This is a genomic window from Paenibacillus sp. AD87 (genome assembly GCF_001659845.1).
Taxonomy (GTDB): Bacteria; Bacillota; Bacilli; order Paenibacillales; family Paenibacillaceae; genus Paenibacillus; species Paenibacillus marchantiae.
The window spans coordinates 3,554,457-3,572,260 of record NZ_LXQN01000007.1; the positions used below are offsets into that span (position 1 = coordinate 3,554,457).

At 48.5% G+C, this 17,804-nt stretch carries 15 protein-coding genes; 5 read left to right on the forward strand and 10 right to left on the reverse strand.

The genetic code is table 11. The features are described from left to right. The first annotated feature begins 358 nt into the window (after nucleotides 1-358). Together gpAD87_RS15535 and gpAD87_RS15540 are read left to right on the forward strand one after the other, a co-directional pair. Nucleotides 359-1,330 carry a helix-turn-helix transcriptional regulator gene (locus gpAD87_RS15535; protein ID WP_064639109.1) on the forward strand — a complete coding sequence of 324 codons (972 nt, stop codon included), beginning with the start codon at nucleotides 359-361 and terminating at the stop codon, nucleotides 1,328-1,330. Nucleotides 1,331-1,349: 19 nt separating this feature from the next. Then, nucleotides 1,350-2,036 carry an AlkZ-related protein gene (locus gpAD87_RS15540; protein WP_064639110.1) on the forward strand — a complete coding sequence of 229 codons (687 nt, stop codon included), beginning with the start codon at nucleotides 1,350-1,352 and terminating at the stop codon, nucleotides 2,034-2,036. Nucleotides 2,037-2,145: 109 nt separating this feature from the next. Here gpAD87_RS15540 and gpAD87_RS15545 read toward each other — a convergent pair whose 3' ends face one another. Together gpAD87_RS15545 and gpAD87_RS15550 are read right to left on the reverse strand one after the other, a co-directional pair. Further along, entirely contained in the window at nucleotides 2,146-3,660 is a 1,515-nt protein-coding gene (locus tag gpAD87_RS15545) for a UxaA family hydrolase (RefSeq protein WP_064639111.1), read from the reverse strand. Beyond that, entirely contained in the window at nucleotides 3,660-5,174 is a 1,515-nt protein-coding gene (locus gpAD87_RS15550) for a tagaturonate reductase (protein WP_064639112.1), read from the reverse strand. Before gpAD87_RS15550 ends, gpAD87_RS15545 begins: the two co-directional genes overlap by 1 nt. A 202-nt stretch (nucleotides 5,175-5,376) precedes the next feature. On the opposite strand from gpAD87_RS15550, the gene gpAD87_RS15555 reads away from it, so the two are divergent. The 3 genes from gpAD87_RS15555 (at nucleotide 5,377) to gpAD87_RS15565 (ending at nucleotide 9,078) form a co-directional block, all read left to right on the forward strand. After that, nucleotides 5,377-6,258, forward strand: coding sequence for a helix-turn-helix domain-containing protein (locus gpAD87_RS15555; protein ID WP_064639113.1), 882 nt, complete (start codon nucleotides 5,377-5,379; stop codon nucleotides 6,256-6,258). Between the two features lie 136 nt (nucleotides 6,259-6,394). After that, complete coding sequence (locus gpAD87_RS15560) at nucleotides 6,395-8,383, forward strand: elongation factor G (RefSeq protein ID WP_064639114.1); 1,989 nt, start codon at nucleotides 6,395-6,397, stop codon at nucleotides 8,381-8,383. 17 nt (nucleotides 8,384-8,400) lie between these two features. Next, nucleotides 8,401-9,078 carry a tetratricopeptide repeat protein gene (locus tag gpAD87_RS15565; RefSeq protein ID WP_064639115.1) on the forward strand — a complete coding sequence of 226 codons (678 nt, stop codon included), beginning with the start codon at nucleotides 8,401-8,403 and terminating at the stop codon, nucleotides 9,076-9,078. A gap of 167 nt (nucleotides 9,079-9,245) precedes the next feature. On the opposite strand, the gene gpAD87_RS15570 is transcribed toward gpAD87_RS15565, so the two are convergent. From gpAD87_RS15570 to gpAD87_RS15605, 8 genes are all read right to left on the reverse strand, one after another. Beyond that, complete coding sequence (locus gpAD87_RS15570; protein ID WP_064639116.1) at nucleotides 9,246-10,301, reverse strand: phosphotransferase; 1,056 nt, start codon at nucleotides 10,299-10,301, stop codon at nucleotides 9,246-9,248. A gap of 121 nt (nucleotides 10,302-10,422) precedes the next feature. Next, nucleotides 10,423-11,049: a GDSL-type esterase/lipase family protein gene (locus gpAD87_RS15575; RefSeq protein ID WP_063564694.1), complete on the reverse strand. Its 627-nt coding sequence runs from the start codon at nucleotides 11,047-11,049 to the stop codon at nucleotides 10,423-10,425. A gap of 194 nt (nucleotides 11,050-11,243) precedes the next feature. Continuing rightward, nucleotides 11,244-14,411: an MMPL family transporter gene (locus gpAD87_RS15580; RefSeq protein WP_064639117.1), complete on the reverse strand. Its 3,168-nt coding sequence runs from the start codon at nucleotides 14,409-14,411 to the stop codon at nucleotides 11,244-11,246. After that, nucleotides 14,408-14,866 (reverse strand): MarR family winged helix-turn-helix transcriptional regulator, encoded by a 459-nt coding sequence (locus tag gpAD87_RS15585; RefSeq protein WP_064639118.1) that lies wholly within the window; start codon nucleotides 14,864-14,866, stop codon nucleotides 14,408-14,410. Before gpAD87_RS15585 ends, gpAD87_RS15580 begins: the two co-directional genes overlap by 4 nt. 204 nt (nucleotides 14,867-15,070) lie before the next feature. Next, nucleotides 15,071-15,511, reverse strand: coding sequence for a GNAT family N-acetyltransferase (locus tag gpAD87_RS15590; protein ID WP_064639119.1), 441 nt, complete (start codon nucleotides 15,509-15,511; stop codon nucleotides 15,071-15,073). Nucleotides 15,512-15,574: 63 nt separating this feature from the next. Continuing rightward, nucleotides 15,575-16,561: an N-acetylglucosamine kinase gene (locus gpAD87_RS15595; protein WP_064639120.1), complete on the reverse strand. Its 987-nt coding sequence runs from the start codon at nucleotides 16,559-16,561 to the stop codon at nucleotides 15,575-15,577. 122 nt (nucleotides 16,562-16,683) lie between these two features. Then, nucleotides 16,684-17,397: a class I SAM-dependent methyltransferase gene (locus gpAD87_RS15600; protein WP_064639121.1), complete on the reverse strand. Its 714-nt coding sequence runs from the start codon at nucleotides 17,395-17,397 to the stop codon at nucleotides 16,684-16,686. A gap of 17 nt (nucleotides 17,398-17,414) precedes the next feature. After that, on the reverse strand, nucleotides 17,415-17,765 hold the full coding sequence (locus tag gpAD87_RS15605) for a hypothetical protein (protein ID WP_064639122.1): 351 nt from the start codon (nucleotides 17,763-17,765) through the stop codon (nucleotides 17,415-17,417). Nucleotides 17,766-17,804: the final 39 nt, after the last annotated feature.

The following is a 17,804-nucleotide window of genomic DNA, read 5'->3' on the forward strand; positions in this document are numbered from 1 at the left end:
GTGGCTTAAAAGCGTGTCAATTGTTAAAATTTAAAGTATTATATGATTGAACTTGTTTCAATCTGCTACTTCCCGTATCCGTTTAGACCGGATACGGTTTTTTGTCATTATTTGTTAGGCTATCGGTTAGAAGGAAATACCGAGAAGCGAAGCGAATTGGACGAGACACACAATTTAACGACGCCCCGCCGGGAAAAGGAAGCGGCCCTCCGAAAGTAGGCGCTGCACTGTATAGAATAAATAATATAATGCTGCGAAATATTGGTGACAATCATGATGTCACTTATACACTGCTACAATGGGAGGAACACTCCAGCATCCTTTCCGGCGGCGCAACCCTCGAAACGGAGTGGCTGACATGAATAGAACAAATCGGCTTGCCGCCATCGTTATGGCATTGCAGCACGGTCACGAAACGGCACATTCACTTGCTGAAAAGTTTGAAGTTTCCCGCCGTACCATCCTGCGGGATATCCAATCTCTCTCAGAGATGAATGTCCCGATCATTGCTATCTCCGGTCCCGGAGGCGGCTTCAGACTTATGGAGGGGTATGTACTGCCCCCACTGCAATTAGACCCGGTTGAAGCAGCTACTCTCATCTTTGCTCTCGAAGGCCTAAGCCATTATGCAGATACCCCTTTTCAAGAGAAACGCTGGACATTAATGGACAAAATCAAAAGCATTATTCCAGATGATGTCAAAGCAAGGATGGATCCTATGCTCAAACAATTGCAGCATGATGTTCCCGAGCGGAACTACATCCTTCATCATCTGGAACCGCTTCTGGCTTGTATCCCGGAACAAGGGTGGCTGCGTATGTTGTACCGCTCTGCATCCCGTCAACGCTGGCTAACGATCTGCCCCATTCGAATCTATGCTTCAGCCGGTTTCTGGTATTGTGAAGCGTATTCAGAGGAGCACGGTGAACAGCGCCTGTTCAGGGCAGACCGCATTCTGGACATTACACCGGTTGAGCTGCTTGAATCACAACAGCTGGCAGAACAGGCAAAGCGACAGCGCAGCAAACCGAAATCACCCGAACCTTCCCCTACACGTGTTACCGCACGTCTGAGTTACAGCGGAATGATCGAGGCAGAACAGGACAAGCATATTGGCGAACGGATGACCGAGATTGCTCCGGATGTATGGGAACTGTCCTTTCTCTGCCCTCCCGGTGAGTGGGCTTGGGCCGTACGATTCTTTTATCGACTTGGAAGTGAAGCAGAAGTACTTGAACCCGAGAACCTTCGCTGCGAGATTCGCAAACATGCCGAGGAAGTATTCCAGATGTATCTTACCTCCAACAATAATCGTTGTAGCACACGCTAAAAAGGAGCTTGCCAAAATCATGATGAATGAGCATGAATCGATCATAACTTACGAAGAAGCTGTGCAGCGAATAGAGGCTGTGGGACTGCTCCCACTCGCCCCTTTATTTCCTGAATACCCTTCACTGTCCTCCATAACGCCTAAAGAAAACTGGCACAAGGATAACGCGCTTGATCCCTGGTTGTGGCGTTCACGTCTGGCTGAGGAAGGGATCGCTGCCTATGGCAAATTTCTCAAAAAGAAAGCTATTCTTGTCTCACGCGAATATTTCCCATGGGTGCACCGTCTGCTAGCGGACTCCAGAGTCATGGAAGAACAATATGACGCGGGTTTGCTCTCTCGAGAAGCATTCAAACTGTATGAGATAATCGAGAAGCATGAGGGGATTGATGGACGGACGTTGCGTTCACAAGCAGGTTTTGGAGCCAAAGAGGACAAAAAAGCATTTGACCAGGGGCTTCTGGACCTTCAAGGCATTAGCGCCATTGTCATCTGCGGCACCAAAGAAAAAGAAGGCCTCGCTGAAGGCAAGGTCGCTTGGAACAGCTCTGCTTATGAGACCTCAGGCTGCTGGATGAAGCGTCAAGGTATTGAACCGTTTGAGGGCAGCGTTGCAGATGCGAGCGAACTCCTGGTACAGCAATTGGAGAAACACGCTTCTGCTGCCGCACTGACCAAAATCAAAAAATCTTTTGCGATAAAATGATTGAAATACTTGTAAACAACAAATCCCGGAAGCCGAAGAGGGCCACCGGGATTTGCTGTATATACCTTTACCATACATACAACAGATATAAAGCAACGAACGAATACAATTACAGGATAACTCCATCCTTGAATATCGCAATTTCCCGAAATCCATGCTGCTCGCTGAGCGTATGCGCCCGTCCTGAAGCAATATCGATCAGTTGACTGAACAGCTGCACCTTCACGTCCTTCATCGTCTTACCTTCCAGCAGTTGGCCTGCGTTAAAATCGATCCAGTGCTTTTTCCGATTTGCGAGGTCAGATTGGGTTGCAATTTTGACAGTAGGTACCGGGCCTCCAAACGGCGTTCCGCGACCTGTCGTGAAAAGAACAATGTGCGCACCCGCAGCTGACAGTGCCGTAACAGACACGAGATCATTCCCCGGAGCCTCCACGATGTTCAGGCCGGTTTGAGTGACACGTTTGCCATAACGGAGCACATCAACTACGGAAGAACGCCCTCCCTTTTGCGTACATCCCAAAGACTTTTCTTCCAGCGTGGTAATTCCACCTGCTTTGTTCCCTGGTGAGGGATTTTCATATATATTCTGACCGTGGTTCACAAAGTATTGCTTGAAGCCGTTCACCAAGTCTACCAAATCATCAAATACCTGCTCATTGGCCGCCCGATTCATCAGAATGGTCTCTGCACCAAACATCTCGGGAACTTCGGTCAATATAGCCGTACCTCCGGCAGCAACCAGCATATCCGCAACGGAGCCAACGAGCGGGTTCGCCGTAATCCCGGACAGACCGTCCGAACCGCCGCACTTCAATCCAATTTTGAGCTTGCTCAAAGGTAGCGGCTGACGCTGTTCGTGTTCGACGAGCTCCACGAGCTCTTCCATCAGACGCAGTCCTTCCTCAAGTTCGTCATCTGTTTCCTGCGCTTTGAGAAAACGGACTTTCCCCTGATATTCCGGTGCGATACATTCGCGGAACTGGTCTACCTGATTATTTTCGCAACCCAGACCAATGACCAGCACGCCGCCAGCATTTGGGTGTTCCACCAGGGAAGCCAATACCTGCTGCGTATATTTCAGGTCATCTCCAAGCTGCGAGCAGCCGAACGGGTGTGGGAAATGATATACGCCATCCACCCTGCTGCCGAACTGAGATTGGCCCATCCGAGCCAAAGCCTCACACACTTTATTAATGCAGCCGACCGTATTTACAATCCAGATTTCATTACGGATACCTGCTTCACCGTTAGGACGCAGATACCCATCAAATGAACGCAGATGTTCCGGAGGCATGTCCGTCTGGACAGATGGTCCCGGCTGATAATGGTATTCAAGTAAACCGTGAAGTCCTGTTTTCAGATTGTGACTGTGAATCCAGCTCCCCTGTTCGATCTGTTCCTTGGCTATCCCAATGGAAAAACCATATTTCATCACATCCTCGCCCGGTGCGAGGGTATGCACAGCAATTTTATGACCTTTGGGCACATCTTCCCTTAATGTAAAAGTAGTGCTGTCTGGCAGGGTAATATTTTCCCCTTTTACATAATCCCGAAGAGCTATAATGACATCATCCTGCGGTTGAATCGCAATCCAGTCATTGACTGTACGTGTTGTGTTCATTAACTCTCACCTTCCAGCAAACCAATTTCGTGAACGAGTGCTTCGCGAAGCCCCTGTCGATCATCCAGATTCTCTCCCCAGATCGATACATCAGACAATACAGCAGCGACACTCTGGTCTAATTGCTGCGTATCCCTCTTCAGAGGATCATAACGATCCCAATGTTTGGCGAGTGCAGCCAGTACATCCGCATCATCCCGAAGTAGGACAGACTCACCGTTCAATCGCTGTGCCATATAACCATCCGGCGTGTTCACTGGACGATACAGACACAATAATCCCGCAAATCCTTTCACGAGCCGAGCCGGCCAGGTTCCCTGATTTTGCTCATAGGCCAAAAGTGTAGGCAGCACACGGACTTTGAACTTTCCTACTGTATTTAATGCAATATCCTGCAGCTTGTGATTAATATATGGATTGAGGAAACGTTCAAACACTTCCCCTGCGTACTGATCCAGATGATGATCCGGCATATCCAGTGCAGGCACGATCTCCTGATGTACCGCTTCTCTGATCCATGAGCCAAACTGCGGGTCTTCCATCGTCTCTCTCACATGTTCCTTGCCTTGCAGAATGCCGAGCGAAGACATGAGGGTATGAGCACCATTCAAAATACGAACCTTGCGCAGCTGAAAAGGTTTCAAATCCTTCACCCAATGTACGTTGAGTCCCGCCTGTTTCAGGGGGAGTTTCTTGTCCAGTGCTTCATCTGCCTGGATGGCCCAGAAATGATATGGCTCTGCCGTATTGACCAGTTGATCCTCGTATCCCCAGCGATTGGTCAGGGAATCAGCTTCTTCCGTAGTCGGTGCACCCGTGACAATCCGGTCAACCAGATTGTTCAGGAACAAGTTATGGTTCTCAATCCATGAACGGAAGCCTTCAGAATAACCGAAATCTTCACTATGCTGCAGCACACAACTGCGCAGTACATCCCCGTTGCCCTCAAGCAACTCACACGGCAGGTGAATCAATCCTCGGGATGGATCCCCATCAAAGCGCAGATAACGTTGATGCAAGAAGACCGTCAGCTTACCCGGAAATGATTGTACAGGTTCACCCTGCGTGTACTCTGAATGCGTATATTTCAATCCCGATTCGGTTGTATTGGAGATGACAAACTCCAGGGAAGGCAATTCCGCTAGTTTCAGAAAATCCTGCCATTCTTCGTACGGATTAATACAGTGTGAAAAAATCGAGATCATTTCCGTACGTTCCACTGCTTTTCCCTGTGACAGCCCCCGGGTAATCATCGTATATAATCCGTCCTGATCACGAATTTGTTCCAGCTTTGCCTTTCCCCCAGGCCGGGGCTGGGTCACAGCAACACTGCCATGGAATTTGCCTTGTCTGGCACTCTCATGAAGCATCCAGTCTGCAAACCCACGCAGAAAGTTGCCTTCCCCAATCTGTAGTACCTTCACGGGACGTTCCATCACTTCTTTGCACTTGCGCTGGCTATCACTTCCAAGCAGATTTAGCTTTAGCCTTGGTCTTTTCGTGCTCGCCGACATGAACACTCACCTCATTGTTTTATTTGTCAATATCAGATGTCCCGCTGCACGGTACACAGCCGCCTACACCCCCATTGAAAACGCTTTAAATTCATTGTATCATCAATAAAAGGAAATTTAATTGCTTATATTGCGGTAAATGTACTCTTTCATGATCAGATGTAACCCTTTTTTTGTAAGCACTGTTTTGAAAGGAGATCGAATGGAACGTTCGCCCGTTCGTACAACCATTCAGGCGGAATCGGGGATTCCCTTTCGTCTGGTGTATGCAGATACCAAGTCCCCCCAGAACGAGTTGCCGGATCATCTTCATGACTGGCATGAAATTATTTATGTATATCGCGGTCAGGGTACCATTTTCATTGATACCGGTCTTGAAGACATGCAGGAGGGTGATTTGTTCATCATTCCTGGCAGCACGGTACATCGCGCATTGCCGGATGCCGGGAATCCGGTGACCTCGTCGGCCTTGTTCTTCAGTCCAGGATTACTGGCCTCCACAGCGGGAGGGAGTGCGTCAGCCATGCTCTCTCTATTTGAACGCTGCCGTAAACGCAAAGTGTACAAGAGGCATCTAGAAGCCAAGGAGCAAGCCCAAGTGGCTGCATTAATTGACGACATTCATACAGAATTCCAGTTAGAACATCACCTGAGTGCCCACGCCGCTCTGCTGCGGTTGCAGCTCTTACTTATTTATCTGGAGCGATTGGAGGCAGTTGGTCCTGCAATTCCTGCCAGAAGTGTTCCTGGACCAAGCTGGCTCTCCTCTACGCTGTCTCATATGGATGAGGAGCTGCGCAGCGGCCTTTCCTTGCCGGAACTGGCACGGCAGGCAGCCGTATCCTCGGCGCACTTCAGCCGTGCGTTTAAAAGATATACCGGCATGACGCTAACTGACTATACATTGGCCCGCCGGATCATTATGGCGAAAGAGCACCTGCTTCGAAGTGATGAGACGATGGCCGTTGTTGCCGATGCCTGCGGCTTTGAGAGCCTGCCCCATTTTTATCGACAATTCAAGAAACTGACGGGTACCACACCCGCTGCCTACCGTAAAACCATGAAGAATCAGAATCAAACGTGATTGTCACAACATCCTGAAATGTAGAGATTTGTCTGTGTGTAACATATTCTTCCATACTATTCGTGTGGTATGTTATAATACTGAATTACAATGTCGGAAACGATGCGTTTCTGCTGCCAGAGGAGCCTTACATCCCATGTTAAACGAATTGAATCGCAGAAATATCGGCATCTTCGCACACGTCGATGCAGGGAAAACAACAACGACAGAACATATGTTATTTCAAAGCGGTGTCGTACGTAGTCCAGGTCGCGTAGATGACGGAACTACGGCCACAGACTCTCTGGATATTGAAAAGGAACGAGGCATTTCCGTGCAGGCGGCTATGACCTCTTTGATCTGGAAAGATACGATTATTGATCTGATTGATACGCCGGGACATATCGATTTCAGCTCTGAGGTAGAGCGAGCCCTGCGTGTTATGGATGGAGCCGTTCTGATTGTATCCGCCGTGGAAGGGGTTCAATCCCAAAGCGAGACCATCTGGCATGCTCTCCGCTCGCTTGGAATTCCTACCCTAATTTATATGAACAAAATGGATCGGGTTGGTGCCTCTGCTGAGACGGTTATTGATCAGATCCGCTCCAGCCTATCTCCTTTCGTATGCGAGGTCCAATCCTTTCGTATGAATGAAGATGTATTTGAGGGCATTGACTCCTTATGGAATGAGAGCCAAACGCAAGTGAAGGGTTCTTCTTCATCTATCCCTGGCCTTTTTGAATTACTTGCCGAACTGGACGAAGATCTGATGGAAGCCTACATTAATGGTGAAACGCTGCCTGCTGACCAGCTAGATGAAGCATTTCGCAAAAAGGTGCATCAGGGCGAAGTGTTCCCCATTTGTTATGGTGCTTCTGGCAAAGGGATCGGCGTAACGGAGCTGCTGGATGCCATCATCGAATTTCTTCCTGCACCTGCGCAGCCTCAAGAACCTTCAGTATCCGGGGTTGTATTCAAAATTGAACGGGATAAAACGATGGGCCGTACAGCCTATGTTCGCATGTATGGTGGCAGCGTGCATAATCGGGATACGATCTATAACTCCACTCGGGAGCTGGAAGAGAAAGTGACACAGATTCGCCGAATGGATGGCCGGAAATGGACGGATACCGGTGCTGTTCATGCTGGACAGATCGCCGCACTGTACGGACTAAGCGAAACCCATGTTGGTGATATTATTGGCAGCCCCGAAGGTGTGCCTCCTGTACCCCAGCTGGCTGTTCCCTTGTTGACCGTGCAGGTACATGGTAAAGACACGGCTCGTTATCCTGACCTTGTAGCGGCACTGCAAGAGCTGACGGATGAAGATCCCCTGCTCGATTTGCAATGGTTGCCTGAAGAACGGGAACTGCATCTTAAAGTCATGGGAACCATCCAGCTTGAAATTCTGTCCAGCCTGCTGATGAGTCGTTTCGGACTGGATGTCGTATTTGACCCGCCGTCCGTCATCTATAAGGAAACTCCTCGTTCTTCAGGGGAAGGATTCATCGCGTATACGATGCCCAAGCCTTGCTGGGCCATTCTTCGATTCAGCATTGAGCCTTTGCCACGTGGTAGCGGTCTGATCTACTCATCCACCGTCCGGACGGATCATCTTCTGCTTCGTTATCAGAATGAAGTGGAGCGCCGCATTCCCGAAGCGCTATCTCAGGGGTTATTGGGGTGGGAGGTTACCGACCTGCGCATTACGCTAATCGAAGGTGAGCATCATGTCTGGCATACCCATCCACTGGATTTTGTGGTAGCCACGCCGATGGGGATTATGGACGGGTTGGCAAGCATAGGCACGACCCTGCTGGAACCCATTCTGAATTTCCGGTTAACGGTCCCCGAGGAGCACGGCGGTAAAGCGCTCAGTGATCTGGTACATATGCGAGCAACCTTTGAAGCGCCGATCATCGGAGGCGGTCGATGCATCGTTGAAGGACGTATGCCTCTGGCAAGCTCCATGGATTATCCGGTGAAGCTCCGCTCAGAGACGAGCGGACGCGGGGTGCTCACGACTTCTTTTGCCGGGTACCAGGATTGTCCTTCGGATCAGACCCATACGCGGAAACGCAGAGGAGTTAACCCGCTGGACCAATCCAAATATATTTTAAGTGTTCGAAATGCGATTACATCATAATTGGAGTTGACTTTGTCGTGCTGATTAAATTTCTAATCTTTGGCCTGCTGTGGCGGATTGTAGGCAATCCATTTTTGGCGGTTCTTATTTTCCTCATCATTCTGTATTTCCTAGATCGTCGGTATGTTGGGGTGATGCCAAGCTTCATGAAGCCACTTAAGCGTATGCGTAACATCTCAAGGCTCCGGCAGCAGCTTGCCATGAGTCCGAATGAAGTCTCTTCCAAGCTGGATCTGGCCCGTCTGTTAATTGAACGCAAACGTTATAGCGAAGCTCATGCCTTGCTGCTGGAACTGGAACGTCCTTACGAGCAATCAGCCGAATATTGGGAGGCGCTGGGCACAACTGAACTTCATCTGGGCCAAACGGAAGAAGGGGAGCGTCATATTTTGCAGGCACTGGATATTAATCCAAGAGTGAAATATGGCCGCCCTTATCTAACACTCGCAGGTGCTTTCAAGGATACTCACCGGGACAAAGCGCTGGCATACGTTCAGCAATTCCAGGAGATTCATTCTTCATCCAGTGAAGCATATTATCTGCTCGGCTCGGTGTACCGCTCCCTTGGACGTACTGCAGATGCAAAACAAGCCTACGAGCAATCACTGAACGTGTATCGCTCCCTGCCAAAATATAAGAAGCGCCAAGAACGTCGCTGGGCTGTTCGCAGCTGGTTCCGCAAGCGTGGACTGTAAAGCTGTTGATTACGTTAGATTGAGCATTGGATTCGACGTCATGAATTTGAAATGTACGCATCCATTCCATTCATTCGTGATAAAAATTTCACCAAATAAAAAGTGCACTGATAATTGCCTCAAGGCAGAAATCAGTGCACTTTTGTCATACATCCCCTGTTGCAGAGCTAGGTCAGCAGCTCACGCAGTCGTTCCTCATTACCTTTCATCCAGTCTATCCGTTCTCTCAGCTTCCTGATTTGCTGCACAGCCACTTCAGGCTCATCTGTACCTTCGAACAATCGACTGATAAAATGCATCACCACATCCAGACTTCGAAGCAAAATAAGCGCTGGAATCACGCTCAGCTCCTCTGGTTCCAGGTTGACCTGTTGCCTGAATCCCTGAATCAGTCCCTCCAAAGCCTCCCACATCCATGCCTGCTCCTTGTCCATCGTCAGAAGGTCAGACATGGGCACAGCAAGCTCCATTACCCGCAGATCCCATGTGGCAAATTCAAAATCCAAAATAGCACATATGATATCCTGAGAGTCTGCCAATACATTGGATGCATTCAAATCCCCATGGACCAATTGATGTGGTAAAAGCTCCATACCTCGCAGCGTATTGAATAAGTCTGGCAATACAACCTTCAGCTTCTGCAAGTCATCCGCACATGCCATCAGCGTATCCGGGGGTGAGGTGCATAGTTGTAACAATTTCTCCGGTGAACAGAGCGGGTAAGCCTCCTGAATCTGATAATAGGGTGGATAAACGGGAGCCAGGGATATGGGAAGGTGCGCCATAACGGAAGACAGCATGCCAGCCGCCCTGCCCAGCCCACTGAGCTGATCGGGTGTATTCCACACGGGATTATGGCCCTCACGATAATGGAACAACGTCACGATTTTGCTTCGGCCCGAGGAACGATCCTGCACAGCAAGAAATGTTGCATGCTTATCATCAGGAAGGCTAACGGGCGAAGGCACATCAAGCTCAAACTCTGAACGTGACAAGGCAGACAGCACCTCGTGTTCAAAAGCAATTTTCATTTGATCATTATGCGTTTCATATTGCCTCAGCACGTAACATTCTTGGCCCATCTCTACCATGAAGGTAGAGTTGTTCATGCCTCCCTTTCCACGCTGAGCTTTCCAGTTGGACGTGAAGCCATATGAGGATAAAACGGTGGATATGAGCTGCTGTTCTGAATCGTTTAGGGAACCTGAATCGATGATGTGCACCAAAAATAACTCCTTTATCTCACGTAATACAACCTCTATATGTCCTCATCTTAACGGAAGTATTTCTTTCGGTCTAGTCAGCTTCGAGGTAATAGTCATTCTAAGCTTCACTGCCTGCTGATCAGGCAAATGGATAGTATCCTGTACGATTCAACTGTTCTGCAATCACGCGATATCCTTTTGCATTTGGATGAACCCTGTCCCAAAATAACAGTTCACGTTCACGCCCTTCAAACCGGTCATAGACCTGAGCACAGGCATAGTTCCCCGATCCTGCACTATTCAGAAAGGAATTATACTGCCGCACCCAATATGCAGCTTCAGCCGCTTGCGGATACGGGTTGTACAACCCAATCGTACGGACCATATATACACTGTTTCCTTTCAACTGCCGGATATGCCTCATAATCTGGGACACGTTACTGCGAGTATCCCCAAGCACCTGTGTCATCTTACTTGCATTCGGGATCCCGCCGCTCGCTTTGAATGTACGAATCAGATCGTTCCCACCAATCGACAACGTAATAATATCCGCCTCACGCAGCGATTGCCGCACTCTTGGATTGTTGGATATCATCTGCAGCATTTCCCCTGACGTAAGTCCATTCACTCCCAAATTATCCATGGATACAAACGTACGCACATTCGTTTCTGCCATTCTCCGATATAAAGGAACAAAGCCGGTGCCCAGCAGCGCTCCTGTACCTACCGTTAATGAATCTCCTATAGCCACATATCGATATACCATCCCGCCGCCCCTCTCTGCTGTGTTATAAACTACTCCATATACAATTCCTATATATCGTATGAGAGGAACGGAGACAAGGCGCGGGATGGTGTCCGTAGGCATACACATTTATTTGTCCGTTTCATAAAGGATTGTTCAAAACCATACAGAAAGCCCCGCCGGGAATCCAGCGGGGCTGTTCATATATCATTTAATTACATGCCTATGTTACGATCCGAATCAACGGAATCTGCCTGTTCCTTATTCGGGAATGGCCACCAGTTGGCACGGCCAAACATTTTCACCATTACAGGAACGAAGAATGGCAGGAACAACAGAGAATACAAGATCAGTCCGCTGAGTACAACCGTCGCAATCTGCATCATCGAAAGAACTCCCGATGGATACATTGCGGCAAAGGTACCACTCAGAATGACGGCTGCAGACAGGATGACCGTACCCATGTTTTTCATGGCATACAACATGGCATCCTGTACTCTCATACCTTTGTTCTCATTGAACCGGTCCATCAGGAAGATGCTGTAATCCACTCCCAGTGCAATAAGCATGACAAAGCCGAAGAACGGCGTAACCCAACTGATGCCCGCGAACCCAAGTATATTCACAAAGATCGCTTCAGTCAGGGCCATGGATGTGAAATAAGCCAGCAACAACGAGACAATCAGATACAGCGGCATAATAACCGAACGGAGCAGCAGGACCAGAATGATAAACGTTCCTGCAAGCATCAGCATAACTGTGCGTGTGTAGTCATTGTTGGAGACTTCCTGCAGATCTGCAAATGTACTGGTTACCCCGCCAATGGCAATATCCGCTTTTTCAAGCGCACTTCCCTGTACAGCACGATGTACAGCAGCTTCGATATCCGGAACACGATCAATCGCTTCAGTTCCATATGGATTCTCGGCAAAAATAACGTCAATCGTCATCGTTTTCCGATCTTTGGACAGATACGTATCGAATACCTGTGTGAAGTCCTTACTATTCAGTGCTTCTTCAGGAACATACCAGCCTGCCAGATCGGAATCAGGTGAGTTTTGCAATTGTGTCAGGTAGTCCTGTGCTGAATCGAGTCCACCTGAAACCTGTTCGATTCCATCTACACTCTGATTAAGACCATCTGTCAATTGAGTCAGTTGACCACTCAGATCCGAGAAGCCTTGCTGAATTTTCTCCTGACCACCCTGAAGCTGACCAAGTCCGTTCTGGATGGAAGGAATTTCACTAATCACTTTACCTTGACCGTCAGCGGCCTGTTTGAGACCAGATTGCAACTGACTGATTCCCGTCACAATCTGACCCAGACCATCGGCAAGTGCCTTCTGTCCGGAAGCTGCGGAGGCATAGCCTTTGTTAGCCTGATTGATTCCAGCCGCGGCTTCGCCCAGCTTGGTTTGAATTTGACCCAAACCTTGAGCGAGCTGTGCTGTGCCGGTACCTGTTTCACCAAGGGTGCCTTTGACCCGCTGATAATCGGCGTCTTGCAGCAAATCAGGATAGCGCTCTTCAAGCGCTGTGAACGATTCATTCAAGCTGGTCAACGCTGTAGATACACCTTTGAGTTGTTGTTGCAGTTCACCTACACCATCACCCAGCGCTGCGACACCTGCTCCTGCCTGACGATAGGCTTGAAGCAGCTGATTGTTGGCCTGTGCAAGTTGATCTGCACTCGTTTTGGCTTTCTGCAGACCTGCTTTTAGATCACCGGCGCCCGAGGAGCCGTCACGAATGCCTTTTTCAATCTGCTGAAGTCCTTCCGACAACTGTGTAATACCAGACTGCAGTTGGGAAGTACCTTTGGTCAGTTCTCCAGCCCCATCCGCAGCTTCTTTAAGTTGTGGTTCATTTTTGCTTAACTGACTGCTGGCTGCGCTCAGACCATCACGGATTTTATCCAGACCCGATTTGCCTTCGCCCAAACCATCAGACAATGTCCCTACTTGTTGTGTCACTTCAAAATCTTTGATCTCATCACCGGTTGGACGTGTCATACTGCGGACACCAGAGATCCCTGGCACCTTCTCCACTTCCCGGCTGATCTTTTCGGCGAGCGCCATATATTTGGCATTATCCATGGCTTCATCATTCTGGATAACGACCTGACCCGGCAAGGATTCACCCGGACCGAAGCTGTCGGAAATGATATTGAATGCTTTGACCGAATCATATTTCTCACCAATCTCATCGAGACTGTTAAACGACAGCTTGCCATCGTAAGTTGCCAATAATGGCACACAAACCGCTGCAACGATGAGCAGGGCTGCCCATGGACGTTTTAGGGAGAAACGACCGGCTGCACCATAAATCTTGCTCTCGGCATGTTCCAGTGAACCCTTGGAAGGCCAGAACAGTCTTTTGCCCAGCACTGCCATGAAAAATGGAACAATCGTGACTAATGCCAGCATCATCACGGCAATACCGACAGCAACCGCTACCGCGGAACGATACAACATAAACTGTGCAAAACCAATGGCAATGAATCCAACCAGCACGGCGAGTGCGGAGAAGAATACCGTTTTGCCTGCTGTGCGGTACGTAGCAATAATGGCATCCCACGTATTTTCATGATGAGCCAATTCTTCCTTGAACCGGCTAATCAACAGGATGCAATAGTCCGTACCGATCCCGAACATGACCGCCACCATAAAGATCTGCGTAAATGTCGAAATAGGGAAGTCTAGACCGTCCACAAGGAACGCGACAATCTGCTGTGAAACAATATAGCTGATCCCCACCGTAAGCAGTGGAACAAATGGAGCGACAAAAGAGCGGAATACAAGGAATAGGATGAGCAAAATAAATACTACGGTAATGTACTCCGATTTTTTGAGTCCTTCTTGGGAGCTTTCCACCGTATCCTCATCAATTAAGCCTTTACCGGTTATGTAATGCTCCACATTGACCGATGACAAAGCTTCATTGAGATCTTCGCGCATTTCCTTGACTGTACGATCTCCCTGATCAATAGAAAGCGACGTTAAGATCGTCTTGCCATCGGCAGAGATCATTTTGTCTGATAATTCTGGTTGAGAGAACGGTTCCAGTATGGACAGAATGCCCAGTTTCTCTTTTTCGGCCTCTAGTTTCTTAACGGCCTGTTCTGCCTCTTCTTTACCCTCGGCACCCAAACCATCCGGATTATAAAATACAAGAGCCAACTGGCTGCCCTGCTGCTCACCCTTTTGTGCAGCGGCTTCTTCCAGAATCGCCGCTGCCTGGGTGGAAGAGTGTCCTTCAGGAACCGAAAATTGTCCCTTTTCCCGAATCAATTCACTCATGTTAGGGGCGGTGAACATTAATACGGCGGCCACAATGACCCATAGCCCCATCAACCACCATCGCGCTTTCAAAATCGTTCTCATTCGTTCTCCTGTCCTCCTTCATGCGTTAGCAAAGCTGCGAGCTTCTCAAAAGATTCAATGAAATTCTGAACCTCTTCCGGTTTGAAATGGACCAAATACGGCTCCAGAAGCTGCTGTATTTCCTGTTCCGTTTCCCTGTATACTTCACGTCCAGTGTCCGTCAGGGTCAAATAAACAACTCTGCGGTCGCGCTCATCCCCGGCCCGATGGACCAGATCCCGATCCACCAGCTTGTTGACCAGAGCAGTGATACTGCTCTTGCCTACACACAAAAGCTCTGCCAGATCAGAAGGCGTACATAACGGTTTCTCCTCAATCATACGAAGTGCACAGAACTGATCTGTGGTAATGGTTTGCCCCAAGCGCTCACGTATCTGGGTATCAAACCGTTTGGTTACTAGGAAAGAAGCATCCAAATAGCGGTTAACCAAACTTCTAGCATCCGGTGTGTTCATTCTTCATTCTCCTTCCCTTATAGTTCACTCATAGAACTATTCTTCAATGAAACTATTCTATAATGAAACTATATTGCAAAGCAATACGTTTTTCCTATTTTTTCAAACAAACGACAAAAAAACAGGACGTCCGACTCAGCTGCTTCGCCAAATCCAACATCCTGTTATGATTATGCTCTCTTTACGTTACACAGTAGTAGACAGTTACTTGTCTTCGTCTTGCTCCTCGTCCTTCTCTAATACACAGCGGAATCGCTCCACACCCGGATACAGCTCACCCAGGCTGTACACTACGAATCCCGTATTTCGATAAAACTCTACCGCTTCCACATCGGTCTCAGCGATCAGTCTGTCGGGGTTATATTTGGCCAGCACCTGTGAAATCATGCCACGACCATAATTTTTAAAACGGTTCTCAGGCAGGACAGCGATGTGATGAATAGTGATCTCACTCGTTCCTGTACTTTCATATCCAATCAGACCGATCAGCTGGCCTTCGTCTTCATAACCGTCCAAATGCAGCTCGTCCTTATTAACATACTGTTGTAACGCACGATTCAGGTGATCCGGGTCGGGAAAGACCGAGTAGGACAACAGCTCCTGCACTTCCGGCTCCTGTATGCGTGATTTCAATTGAATTAACACCCTGATTCCTCCTATAACTTGCTTGATTCCGTTATCGTATTGTAGTCGTTAGCCTTTAAAAGTTCAAGTCGTATGCCGTTTCAGCTCCGATTGGAGATCAGACGTGATACCTTCAGGCACCTGAATTCCTGCCAAATGATATGCATCCAGCAGCGCACCTCCGACTGCTGGCACATGGCTGGTAATGTAATGAATCTGTTGTCCACCCGGTTTATAGGCTGCATTCAGCCCCTTTCGAACGGCCTCCACCATATAAGGTGTACTCAGACAACTTCCTGTAAGCGTCATGCGCACCTGCTGATCTTTAAAACACGATGCAAGCATGAGAATACCCACAACGACCGTATCCGCTGCTGAATCGCATACTCTGACCGCAAGGGGAATATTTTCGGCTGCTGCTTCGGTAACCAAAGGAGCCATTTGACCAAATATCCGATTGATGGCCTGTCTATTTTCAGCAAAACCTGATACGCCTAGTGCAGCAAGCTCCTGAATCGAAGTTACATTCCAATAGGCTAATATCTGTTCGATCCAGGGTTGGTCCTGCGGACCATAACGTCCCGCAAGGATGGAATGCACCGCGTCATAAGCCAAAAAACGAGCTGCTGTTGGCGCATAGTGGCCGAACTGGTCATTGCGGAGCCAGTTCCCTTGTTCCGTTTTACCGAGAATCAGAGAGCCCGTGCCCCCAATAGCTACGATGCCTGGCTCACCGCCAAAGGCTGCCGTATGTGCAATATGCGTGTCATTTACTGCGCTGATTCTGCCTAATATCCCGGTTCGAGCGAGTAAAGCTTCAGCCCAGACTGTATCTTCTGGCTGATCCAGGCCTGCCATCCCCGCCTGAATGGAAGCAATCTGATCCACTGCTAGCCCAGCTCCGCGAATAGTTTCAGCGATGCCCTCCAATACATTCTGCTCTGCATTGGCATCATGATAGCGGTTGCAACCACCTTTTTGCACATAAGACAAAACCTTTCCGTTCTCATCGGCCAATGCCACACGTGTATGACTTCCCCCGCCATCCATGCCAATCACATATGTACTCATTCTGATCCCCCATGTTCTGGTGTGATGATGTCCCCTATCCCATGATGCTTCTCGTGATGTTCCTATTAAGCTGCCGAGTAATACGAACTACCGGGACCTTACTACGCGATCCCGGCAGGCTGCTATTGCTTCTGTGCAGCGAAACGAAGCAGTTCACAACGGAACTGTGTCGGTTCATCATATTTTTCCTCTTCGATCGTCTGTGTTACATGTTCCTGAAGCAGAATGTTCCAATTAGCATAAGCCTTCTCCAGTAATGCTATAGCCTCAGCTGTGGGCAGATTCAATTCAATCAACGGCTCAATCTCCCGGCCTGTGTTGATTTCCTTTTCCTCTACACTCGTACTCATCGTGATACAATGAATGCCGCCTGTACGAGTTCCCACTTGCAAACGTTCAATAGCCTCCACTAAGGCTTGTTTATTTGAAACATGTTCCAGGCAAGAGCAAGCAGCAATATAATCAAAATGATCCGGCTTGACAGCGTAATGCTCAACATCCGCCTTCTCTACTTGCACGATATGATCAACCTGATATTCTTTCGCATATTTGCGAAGTCCATCTACAGCCTCATCCAGCAAATCCACCCCGATAACTTCACTATTTGTTTGCCCAAGACGCTGCGCAATGGGTATCGTATGTCTGCCTACACCACATCCCAAATCGAGAACACGCAGCTCTGTCTTATGGGTAAGCAAACGCTCAAGCATATCCATAACCATCGGCATGGGTCTCGCCATCCAGGTACCGGACGCGAATAATTCATTATTCTGATAGAAGTTAGAATGGTAACCTGCCTCTGCTTTCCGTGCAGCCTCAAATTGTTCATTTGCCATACAAGCACCTCCATAGCTTAGATGTTAATCGTCAATGTCCCCGAACCTGCAAACAGAATAACGGTGAGAATAACCATCACTACAAATGCCCCGGTGACGAGCAATTTACCTGTATCCTGCTTATACGTATTGTCATTAAATAACATCAGGCCGCCAATGGTCATGGCTACGGGAGGAAGAAACAGTGTCATCAGAACAAGTAACACAATTGAATATCGATCCAATATAAATTCATCATTTTCAATCATGTACGGTTGTTCAGGCTGAACCGTTTTGGTAGTAACCAGATTGCCGCAAGATTTGCATTTGAACTCATCCTCTGCCATTTTTTCATGACAATATGAACAAACTCTAGGTGTATATGGCATCTCGCACCTCCCCTTAAGGACATCTTCTACTTAATACCC